The organism is Oscillibacter sp., assembly GCF_031978065.1.
Taxonomy (GTDB): Bacteria; Bacillota; Clostridia; order Oscillospirales; family Oscillospiraceae; genus Oscillibacter.
Window position 1 is genome coordinate 1 of record NZ_DALZCH010000109.1, and the last position, 10,449, is coordinate 10,449.

Here is a 10,449-nt window from a genome sequence, read left to right on the forward strand (position 1 = left end):
GTTTGGTTGTTATCTGCGCGCGTGGACGTAACGACGCAGTAGTAATATTCCGTCGTCCCGACAGCTTTGCCTGTTGCCAGAGCGCAGCTTGCGGAGGTAGCACCGGAAATCAAAGTACCGCCTGCATTGCTGTTCGCGGAATTTGAATACCACTGGTAGCCGGTGATGGTGTGCCCATCAGCCGCCGTGGCGGCGACCGACACGCTGCCCGAGGTATAGCCGTAGGTCAAGCTCGCGCCCGTCACACCGGTGATCGTGGGCTTGGTGGCGGGCGTCAGTGTGGCGCTGGCTGTCATGACGATTTGTTTGGTGACTATAATGGAGCGATTTGTCATGGTTGTGTCATCATCGCTCCATCTGTCCCAAGTATAGCCGGGGACTGGCGTCGCGCTGATGATCGCGGTTTCGCCGCTTAAATATGTGCCGTCGCCCGTGAAGTCTGCGATAGTCATGTTGCCGGTGAGTAGGGTAACGCTATAATAATTAACCGCTGCGGAGTTGACGCCACCTTTGCTTACAGTGATATTCACCCCTGTATCGGTTGTACCCACATAAATATCGTAAGTCCCCGGAAGAACCGATGCATTGTAGCCGCTGCTATTCAAGGTGTAGGTGTTGATGCCGTCCTTATATAGCGCTAAACTTTTCCCATGACCCGCCCACACATCTCCATTCCTTTTCACCGCCACCGTGACGGCTTGCGGAGATACTGTCTCAGGGAAAACAACAGTCAATTTGAGGGTTGAACCGGTATTATCGGATGCAGTAACTGACGTTGCTCCATTAACCGTAAAAGTTCCTGTCATTCCTGTAAATGTGTAGCTATCAACTGCTGTAAGGATGAATGTTCCCGTATATACTGTTCCAGGCAGAAAAGGGGTAGCGCGCGGAGACCATGTTACTTGACCTGAATAGCCGGTTCCGTAGAAAGCAAACGTTTGCCCATATGCGCCCGGATAAGGTAATATTAAGCCGGTGATTTCTTCGCCACGTATTCTAAAATCAATTGACATGGTTTTTCCCCCGGCAGTTACACTGGCATTCGTTTTTCCTGCTGGCAGCCAAACGTAAATTTTGCCCTCGCTATCGGTTTTTACATCATTTAAGCCATAGGTGTAGCCTAAATCAGGTGTCACTGAAAGCGACGAGACTGCCGTATCAGGGTCGCCGCCGGTGAAAACATATAAGCTTAAGGATTGCGAATTACGATTTTGTAATGTGCCATCATTATTGATTGTATTTATAGTGCCGCCAGTAACATAGGCTGTGCCACCAGAAATAATACGGAATAATCCAATATTGCCTCCAGTAACATTGGCTGTACTGCCAGTCAAAGAACTCAATGAGCTAATATTACCGCCGGATACATTGACTGTTCCAGAGCTTTTGATTGCTGGAGTGGCACCGGTTCCAACCACGGTTCCGCCAGAAACATTTACCGTTCCAAAGCTATTGATTGCACCGTAAGATTCGGAGCCTCCATTATTAAGAATGACTGTGCCTCCGGATACATTAACTGTGCCTCCGCTGCTACCGCATTGAATTGCCGGACCATTTCCTGCCGAAGCAGCTTCTATCGTGCCTCGGGCAACAGTGACGGTTCCGTTGGACGTGACCACAATCGGTGAAGGATATTGTATTTTTCCCGAACCACTCCCAGTATCGGTCACAGTCAAGGTTCCGCCATTTCCCACGCTAATTAAATAATTCGTATAATAGGAATTATCAACGCCGCACGTAATTAATTTGTCATTCAGGTCAAGGGTTAACGTTGTACCCTCAATCATTACAGTTGCATCGACCACACAATCAGTTTCGAACTTGATTGTGTCGCCGCTCACAGCCTTGGCAACCGCACCGGCAAGTGTTTTATAGTTCGCGCCCGTTCCGCGGGCGTGGCTGTCATCTGCCGCGGAAGTGTTTACAAGTAATGTTACTTCCCCCGCCGCCATTGCGGGCTGTGTAAAGCCCAGCAGTAGGGTCAGCACCATACACACCGAAAGCAAAATACTTAAAAGTCTCTTTTTCATTTTGTCTTTTCCTCCTGTCTTTTGCTTGCCTGAACGGATGTATCGTTCTCGTGCCGCTTTGCGAATGAATTATGAATGGTGTTCATTGTCGTCTTATAAGTACATACCCCGTTTTGCGTGGGATGCTCGGTTAAAATACCGAAATTCCCATATTTGCAATACCAGCACTCCCGGTTAGAGAATAGCCGGTCTGCATCCTGCTCAAAAGCGTCGCAGACGTCGCCTCGCGCCATTTCAAGTCTGCCGGGCGCCGCCTTTACATCCGTGGTTCGGTCACCGGGTTCTCTCATCTTTAAAGTCACTCCCTCAAAGCTAATTTCTTAGTATGGATTATAAAAGAAAACCACGGCCGAAAACCGGCCGTGGCGTAATTGCAGGATATTTGGCGTAAATGTCGGATTCTGTCAGACTTCTCAGGCTTGCTGCGATAAGTGGAGCAGAACACGTGTCCTGAACACGCCATCTTGCGCGGTAAATTCCGCCATGCCTTTGTAGCGTTCGGCGGCGTAGGCAATGCTCTTTGTTCCGGTTCCGCCACCTGGCTTCTGTGATTTTGGGAGGTCGCTTTCAAAAACGATGTTATCCGCGCATGAGTTTTCAAAAACAATGTGAAGTTTTCCGGCTCCATTATAAACGGAATAAGCGATATTTACGCTGATAAACCGCGCCGCGCCTTCAGGTGTACGCAGGCAGCCCTCTACGGCATTTTCAAAGGCATTTGCAAGAATGCCAGCCAGCGCAACGTCGTCCATCGGAAGATTTGCGGGTATGCTCGCATCTATTTCAGTTCTGATGCCGTTCTCCCTTGCCCGAGCCGCCCATCTTGACAGGATGGCATTTGCAGCAGGATGCTGGCAAACGGCGGACAGAACGACGCTCTCTGTTCTCTGCGTCTGTGCAGTCAGATAAGACACGGCTCCCTGTGTTTTTCCGCCCTCCAGCATCGACAAAAGAGTGTCATAGTGATGGCGAAGATCGTGGCGGTCGCGACGGGCAGCATTGACGGCATTTTTCTGCTCCTCCAGCTGTTCCTCCCACATCTTGTTTTGCTGAGCAAGGATTCTTTCCCGCTCCTGAGCCTCATATTTTCCCACAATTGCACTGATCGATCGAAAGATCAGCAAGTAGACGCTGAAAAACACCAGATAAGAGCTTGCAACGAGATACCAGCGGTTGTCCGTCTCATACCAGTAAAAACGCGGGCAATATAGAATAACGGCCTCCAGAACATAAAAGAAGAAGGCGGCCAGTGTGATTAATTTCCACTCTTTACCGATGACATCTACAAGTCTGCGGAAGCGAGGTCGCAGATATTTGAAATTGAAAAACAAAAATGCGCCGAACAGCACGGTTCGGTATATTAAATACTCAAACTGGTATGTGAGCCCCGAGGCTTCCGTGGCGCACACATCCGAAAGATAGCATATCCCAAGATATAAATTGAACTGAGTAAACATGACAAAAAGCGATATCGCCCATTTGTCCGCAGAACAGATGATAAGCAGAATCAAACACAGCCCGATTTCGACGGGTATAATCAGGCGTTCCGCCCTCTCCTGCCCGTATACAAATAGAAAGGCACAATATGCGCTGGCAACGGCAATATAAATCGCAACGGTAATTGCGACTCGTTTTTTTCTGGGTTGCCTCAGCTTGATGAGCGAGAAAAAAAACAGGCTGATGTAAGCTGCCGTCTGTAAAAACCTAAAGAGAACCAATAGACCTAACAATATATGCATAAGGCTCCCCCCTTTCAGAAGCGGCAGCTGTAATCCATGTACAGTTTTTTTAGTTCCATGTATTTTCGGCTTAGAATCGGAATCCTGGCGCCTGAAGAAAAGGCCACGCCTTTGGATGAGAGCTCTACAATGTAGTCCATATTTATGATATAGGTACTGCCGCATTTGTAAAAACGCGGTTCTTCTTCGAGCAATTCGAATAGCTCGGTTGAGGATTTGCGAACACTGATTACTCTGCCGTCCGACAAATATAATTTCTGAACATGGTTATCTGTTTCAGAGTATACGAGCTTGTTTAAGTCCACACGGCTGATACCATCTGTTGATTTGATTGTAATATAAACTTTGTCTTTTTTTGTGAGCTTTTCCATCACTTTGTCAAGCGCCGAAAAGAACTCGTTTTCGGAATAAGGCTTAACCAGATAATGTGCGGCATCCAGTGAAAAAGCGTCTATCGCATGGTCACGCGAGGTGGTCAAAAAGATTATCTGGCACTTATCACCCATATCCCGTAGCTCTCGTGCTGCATCTGTTCCTAGAATACCGTCCATATAAACATCAAGCAGCAATAAATCAAATCCGCCATTTGCTGACACAAAAGAAAGCAGCTCTAACGGCGCAGCAAAGAAATGGATTTTTATATCATATTGCGAGTGTTCAAAAGCATATTGCTTGAGCAAGCCCTTAGCTCGCTCAAGTTGCTGTAATTCGTCGTCGCATATTGCAATACTAATCATCGGTCTGCTCCTTTTGTTTCGTAAAGGCTGACTTTAGGACTGATGAATAATTTTAACATAGTATATAACAGGATACAAAAAAAATCGACTATGTTTTTGCTGCGGAGAACATAAAGATGTGTCGTGAAAAAGTGGAATCGTAACATCACTGTCCAACGGGATAAAATGAGAATCTTCGGCTTTTATTGCAGCTATTAAATCGCCTTAATTTTGTTGGTAGCACGACCTGGGACTTTGTTCTTTAGCAGAATTAATAAGCTTCCCATGATGGTACAAATGAACTTCCTATATTGTTTTTAAGCAGAATCTCCCATAACAGATAGAACATCATTGTATATAATTCTCCCATTAAATATTAGGAGAATTACAGATGAAACGAGTTTATTGCCTTTACTGCGTATCCACCGTCCAACAGCTTCGAGAGGGTGATATCCCCATGCAGCGGCAGGCGTGTCGGGAGTTTGCGGCAACACACCAGTGGGGGATTATCAAGGAACTTTATGAAAAGGGGATTTCCGGTTTTAAGACGCCAATACAGGATCGCAAGGTGCTTCAACAGATCAAGAAGGATGCCGAGCTGAGAAAGTTCGACATCCTTCTTGTCTTTATGTTTGCCCGACTTGGACGGCGAGATTCGGAAACTCCGTTCTTCGTGGAAGATCTTTCGATGTATGGCGTGGAAATCTGGAGCGTCACGGAAGGCCAGCAGCGATTCGACTCCCACGTTGACAAACTGATGAACTACATTCGGTACTGGCAGGCCTCCGGCGAGAGCCTGAAAACTTCTGAGCGCATCAAAACCCGCATGGGACAGCTGACGGTGGAGGGGTTCTTCTGCGGTGGACGCTGCGCGTATGGGTATCAGCTTATTAAAACCGGGCGAAAAAACAATCGTGGACATGAAATCCACGATTTGGCCATACAACCGGATGAAGCTGCAGTTATTCAAAAAATATTTGATTACCGTATCCACTACGGATACGGCAGCCGAAAAATTGCAGCAGTCCTAGCGGAACAGAACATTTACAACCGCAATGGAGAAAAGTTTCATTTCAGCAGCATTCGAGGCATATTGGAACGAGAGCAGTACACCGGGCGATTGGTCTGGGGAGACCGCCGATCAGACGATCTGACGGAACCGAAAATCATCTCATCAGAAACCTTCGCTGTAGCCCAGCAAATCGCGGAGCAACGCAAAACACGGCAAATCCCGCAAAGGGTAAGCGGACAGGCGCTTTTATCCGGAAATGTGTACTGTGGACACTGTGGAGGAAAGATTTTTGCCTCTACCGCTCGGAAAAGTCATCATCCATGTGCCGAAGTATCTGAGCGAGTTCCAATCTACAAATGCTACAACCGAACGCAGTATAAAGGGCGGTGTTGTGGCTCCACTTCTTATCGTGCTCAGAAGATTGATGAGTATATCCAGGAAGAACTCCGGCAGTATTTTGAACGCAACAAATCGTCTCTGCAAATCCGTTTACTTGCAACGGACTGGGCGAAAGCAGAATTTCCAGCACAAAAAATGATACTCACCCCGATCATTGAACGAGTATCGATCTTTGGTAATATGGATATTAGGATTGTTTTTCGTGAATTTGCAATGCTTTGAGGCTGCTTAGATGCGAACCGCTCGCCGGGTCTGGTTCGCAACTTTTAATGTTTTTAGAGTACTTTTCCGATAGAGTTATCTGGCAGGTTTCAAGAGCATTCCACTTTTCTTTTTTAACGATGGTATATTAGGATGCGAACCGAGCGATGGCTCTTTTCCTAAAAAAAGTGGAAACGCTCGGTTCGCAGGCCCTCGATCCTCTCAAAATAGTTATGAAAAAACGGCTAAATCATTCGATTTAGCCGTTTTCATGGTGGAGCATTGCGTTTAACATACGAACTCTTACAATCCAAGGGTTCGTATGTTAAATGTTGTGGTGGAGACGAAGAGGATCGAACTCTCGACCTTACGGATGCGAACCGTACGCTCTCCCAGCTGAGCTACGCCCCCAAGTTGCGGAATCTGTTCAATTTTCGAATTTTTCTTTGTGCAAGTTGTCAGGTGGGCAGGGCCCGCTTTGCGGATAGCTTGCTCTCCCAGCTGAGCTACGCCCCCAAATATTTCTGGCAGACTATCCGACTGCGGCTCCAGCCAAGCAAGACGCTCCCCAAAAGGCAGGGCGCACGCCGGAATCCTCCGGAGCCAGAGACAAATGATATTATAGCATGATTTTTGGAAATGTAAAGTGCAATTTTGCGAAAATTGGGGCTGAACCGCCGCAGGGAAAATTTCGGAACGTGAACAGTCGGTAAATTGCGCCGGGAAACGTGAAGAAACACTACCAAACCGATAAAAGGTATGATATACTGTTATAATTGAGATAAAAAGAGTTTAGGCCCTAACGGGGCGGCGAAAAGGAGGCGGACCTATTGAAAAACAAGCTGAAATGTATGGCCGCAGTCTCGCTTTTCTCGGCTCTCTGTCTTCTTTTGAGCGGCTGCGCCGGGCTAAAGCCGGAAACCGCGGAGGACCTTTACAGCCTGCCCAGTCTTCCTGCCGAATATCGGGAGCTGGAGGCCAGCATCAACACGCTGATTGAAGAGGGCGCGGAATATGCCGCGCCCACCTCCGGGTCCAACATCCAACCGGTGCAACTGGTGGATCTGGACGGAGACGGACAAGAGGAAGCCCTTGCCTTCATGCGCAAGCCCAATGAGGAAAAGCCTCTGAAAATTTATATCTTCAGCGCCAGCAACGGAAGCTACCATCGCTCTGCCGTGATTGAAGGCAGCGGCAGCGCCATCTTCAGCATCGTATACAGCGATTTTGACGGGGACGGCTACACGGAGCTGGCGGTGGGCTGGAAGACCGCCTCCGAGATGCAGGCGCTGACGATTTACGCCCTGCGCGGTCAGCAGCCCGAGGAGCTGCTGCGCACCACCTATGTTAAGTACGTCCTGACCGATCTGGACGCAGACGGCCGCAGCGAGCTGGTTGCCTTCCGGGCGGACACGGAGGGCATGGGCGTCGCCGAGCGATATGTCTGGCAGGACGGAACCATGGCGTTGAAATCCTCCTGTAAAATATCCGTCACCATGGCGGAGCTGAGCAATCTGGGCCGGGTGGTATCCGGCGCCTTGCAGGATGGAACGCCGGCGCTTTTTGTGGTAGGCGTCTCTGATTCCACCACCGCCATCACAGATATTTTGGTGGACCGGGACGGGGAGCTGGACAACATTGTGCTCTCCGACATTACCGGTATTTCCACCGAGATCGCCCGTTTTCTCTCCCTCTACCCCACGGACATCAATGGTGACAAAACCACCGAAGCGCCGGTTCCGGCGCTGATCGCCATGTCCGAGGGCGGGCAGGGTTATTACCGCATCGAGTGGCGGGGCTACGACATTTCGGGCGCTTCCACGCGGGTCGCGTCTACCTACCATGACGTGGAGGACGGCTGGTATTTGGTCCTGCCGGAAAGCTGGCTGAATCAGGTGACAGTCCGGCGGGACTCCGGCCCGGAGGAAGCCACCGTGACCTTCTCCTACCGCGATGATACCGGGACGCGGGAATTTTTGAAAATCAGCGCCGTCACCGGAAACAGCCGGGAGATTAAGGCCATGCGGGGCGGGCGGTTCATTCTCAGCCGCCGGGCCGAAACGGTTTACTCGGCGGAGCTGCTGCCGGAGGCCAACAACGCATGGCCCCTGAGCATGACGGAAGACGAACTGCGCACCGCTTTCAGCCTGATCACGGGAGAATGGCTGGCGGGAGACAACTGAGATTACCTGGAAAGGACGGAGCACTCATGAAAAAAGTTTTGGTGCTGGAGGACGAGTCCAGCATTCGCGATTTCATTGTCATCAATCTGCGCCGGGCAGGGTACGACGCCATCGAGGCGGAAACGGGCGAGGAAGCCATGGATCGGCTGCGGGAAAACCCGGACGTGACCGTGGCGCTGCTGGACATTATGCTGCCGGGTATCGACGGATTTGAGGTCTGCCGCCGGATTCGCGCCACCAACACAAAAATCGGCATCATCATGCTCACCGCCCGCACTCAGGAGATGGACAAAGTGACGGGCCTGATGACCGGGGCGGACGACTATGTGACAAAGCCCTTCTCCCCTGCCGAGCTTACCGCCCGGGTGGACGCCCTGTTTCGCAGGGCGGGGGGCGAGGACCCGGCGCCTGCCGGGGAGTTGAGCCAGCCTCCCTTTTTGCTGAACACCCGGAACCGCACGTTGGAGAAAAACGGCAAGCGCATTAAACTGACGCAGGTGGAGTATTCCATTGTGAAGATGTTTATGGAGAATCCCGGAAAGGCCCTGAGCCGGGAGGAGATTTTGGACACGGTCTGGGGACGGGACTATTTTGCCGAGCTGAAAATCGTGGATGTAAACATCCGGCGGCTCCGTCTGAAAATTGAGGACGACGTGGCAAACCCCGCGTTTATCACCACCATTTGGGGCTACGGCTACAAATGGGGCCTGTGACACCGCGCTGACGATAAAAGGAAAAAGAGGACGGAGAATCATGCCGAAAATAGGCGGAAGTATGCGAAAAAAATATCTGCACATCGGCGGGCTGCGCCAGCGGTGGATTCTCAACACCATTATGCCCGTGCTTGCCCTGCTGGTGCTGATTGTGACGCTGTTTTCCGCCGGCGTTGCCAGCTATTATTACGGCGGGATGCAGCGGGGCCTGGAGATTCGGGCGCAGGAAGCGGCAGACTCCTTCAACAGCTATTTTATGAACAGCTACGCGGAGTACTATCAGATGGCGGTGTACTCTACCGATTCTTTTGAGGACAAGGACCGCATTGAATTGCAGTTCATCAGCCCCAGCGGACGCATTCAGGCCTCCAGCTACGGACTCACCGTGGGAACCTCTCCCAAAACAGCCGACATTCCCGATGCGGTTTCCACCGGGGAAAAGGCCGTCTTTCAGGGGGAGGATCCCGCCACGGGAGAGCGCATCCTCTCCGTGTCCTACCCGCTGATGTTTAACAGCCGGGTGGTGGGCGTGCTGCGGCTGGTGACGGCCCTGCGGGACGTGGACCGGCAGGTGCTTTTATCCGTGCTGGCGGTATTTTTGATTGCGGCGGTCTGCATGGCGATGGTGGTGGTTTCAAACCTCTTGTTCATTAACCGGGTGGTGGAGCCGGTGGCGGTGGTGTCCGATGCGGCGAAGCGGATTTCCGCCGGGGGCTACGGGCTTCAAATTGAAAACAGGTACACCGACGAGCTGGGCGAGCTGGTGAATAATATCAATGACATGTCGATGAAAATTGGGCGGAACGAGAAGATGAAAACGGAGTTTATCTCCTCCGTATCCCACGAACTGCGCACCCCTCTTACCGCCATCAACGGCTGGGGCGAGACAATTCTGGCGGACGCCTCAGGCGACCCGGCCCAGCTTCGCAAGGGCATCCGCATTATTCTGCGGGAGGCCCGCCGCCTAAGTACCATGGTGGAGGAGCTTTTGGAATTCTCCAAAATGGAGGACGGGCGCTTCACCCTGCGGGTAGAGGCGGGTGTAGACCTTCGCAGTGAATTTGAGGACGCGATTTTTACCTATCGAGAGTTGTTCCGTCAGGAGGACATTGAGCTGGACTATGACGCCGACGGCGAGGACCTCCCCCCTATCTCCGCGGACCCGGAACGGCTGAAGCAGGTGTTTTGCAACGTGCTGGATAACGCCGCCAAGCATGGCGGCTCCGGCAAACGGATTGCCGCCTCCGTGGCTCTTGAAAACGAATATGAGGTGGTTCGGGTGCGGGACTTCGGCCCCGGCATTCCGGAGGCGGAGCTGCCCTATGTGAAGCAGAAGTTTTACAAGGGCTCCTCCAAGGCCCGGGGCAGTGGCATCGGCCTTGCAGTATGCACCGAAATCGTCACTCTGCACAACGGAAAGTTCGACATTACCAACGCACAGGGCGGCGGAACGGTG

The 10,449-nt window shown here is 51.2% G+C and carries 8 protein-coding genes and 1 tRNA gene; 4 read left to right on the plus strand and 5 right to left on the minus strand.

Annotation, left to right across the window (positions count from 1 at the left end):
• The 4 genes from RTK01_RS13690 to RTK01_RS13705 all read right to left on the minus strand — a co-directional run.
• A partial coding sequence (locus RTK01_RS13690) for an InlB B-repeat-containing protein (protein WP_312281506.1) occupies positions 1–2,030 on the minus strand: 2,030 nt, incomplete at its 3' end.
• Positions 2,027–2,320: a hypothetical protein gene (locus RTK01_RS13695; protein WP_312281507.1), complete on the minus strand. Its 294-nt coding sequence runs from the start codon at positions 2,318–2,320 to the stop codon at positions 2,027–2,029. The genes RTK01_RS13690 and RTK01_RS13695, both read right to left, overlap by 4 nt.
• Before the next feature lie 123 nt (positions 2,321–2,443).
• Positions 2,444–3,769, minus strand: coding sequence for a GHKL domain-containing protein (locus RTK01_RS13700; RefSeq protein WP_312281508.1), 1,326 nt, complete (start codon positions 3,767–3,769; stop codon positions 2,444–2,446).
• Between the two features lie 14 nt (positions 3,770–3,783).
• Positions 3,784–4,506 carry a LytTR family DNA-binding domain-containing protein gene (locus RTK01_RS13705; RefSeq protein ID WP_312281509.1) on the minus strand — a complete coding sequence of 241 codons (723 nt, stop codon included), beginning with the start codon at positions 4,504–4,506 and terminating at the stop codon, positions 3,784–3,786.
• Between the two features lie 370 nt (positions 4,507–4,876).
• Here RTK01_RS13705 and RTK01_RS13710 point away from each other — a divergent pair, with 370 nt between their 5' ends.
• Positions 4,877–6,118 (plus strand): recombinase family protein, encoded by a 1,242-nt coding sequence (locus RTK01_RS13710; protein ID WP_312281510.1) that lies wholly within the window; start codon positions 4,877–4,879, stop codon positions 6,116–6,118.
• A gap of 314 nt (positions 6,119–6,432) precedes the next feature.
• Here RTK01_RS13710 and RTK01_RS13715 read toward each other — a convergent pair.
• Positions 6,433–6,508, minus strand: a tRNA-Ala gene (locus RTK01_RS13715).
• Between the two features lie 419 nt (positions 6,509–6,927).
• Here RTK01_RS13715 and RTK01_RS13720 point away from each other — a divergent pair.
• From RTK01_RS13720 to RTK01_RS13730, 3 genes are all read left to right on the plus strand, one after another.
• Complete coding sequence (locus RTK01_RS13720; RefSeq protein WP_312281511.1) at positions 6,928–8,280, plus strand: VCBS repeat-containing protein; 1,353 nt, start codon at positions 6,928–6,930, stop codon at positions 8,278–8,280.
• Between the two features lie 26 nt (positions 8,281–8,306).
• Positions 8,307–8,993 (plus strand): response regulator transcription factor, encoded by a 687-nt coding sequence (locus tag RTK01_RS13725; RefSeq protein ID WP_312281512.1) that lies wholly within the window; start codon positions 8,307–8,309, stop codon positions 8,991–8,993.
• A gap of 61 nt (positions 8,994–9,054) precedes the next feature.
• Positions 9,055–10,449, plus strand: a 1,395-nt coding sequence (locus RTK01_RS13730; RefSeq protein ID WP_312281513.1) for a HAMP domain-containing sensor histidine kinase, incomplete at its 3' end; no start/stop codon positions are given.

Excerpts from the sequence above, each read along its gene's own strand:
- RTK01_RS13695 (WP_312281507.1), bottom strand. The coding sequence starts at position 2,320 with ATGAGAGAACCCGGTGACCGAACCACGGATGTAAAGGCGGCGCCCGGC.
- RTK01_RS13700 (WP_312281508.1), bottom strand. The coding sequence starts at position 3,769 with ATGCATATATTGTTAGGTCTATTGGTTCTCTTTAGGTTTTTACAGACG.
- RTK01_RS13705 (WP_312281509.1), bottom strand. The coding sequence starts at position 4,506 with ATGATTAGTATTGCAATATGCGACGACGAATTACAGCAACTTGAGCGA.
- RTK01_RS13710 (WP_312281510.1), top strand. The coding sequence starts at position 4,877 with ATGAAACGAGTTTATTGCCTTTACTGCGTATCCACCGTCCAACAGCTT.
- RTK01_RS13725 (WP_312281512.1), top strand. The coding sequence starts at position 8,307 with ATGAAAAAAGTTTTGGTGCTGGAGGACGAGTCCAGCATTCGCGATTTC.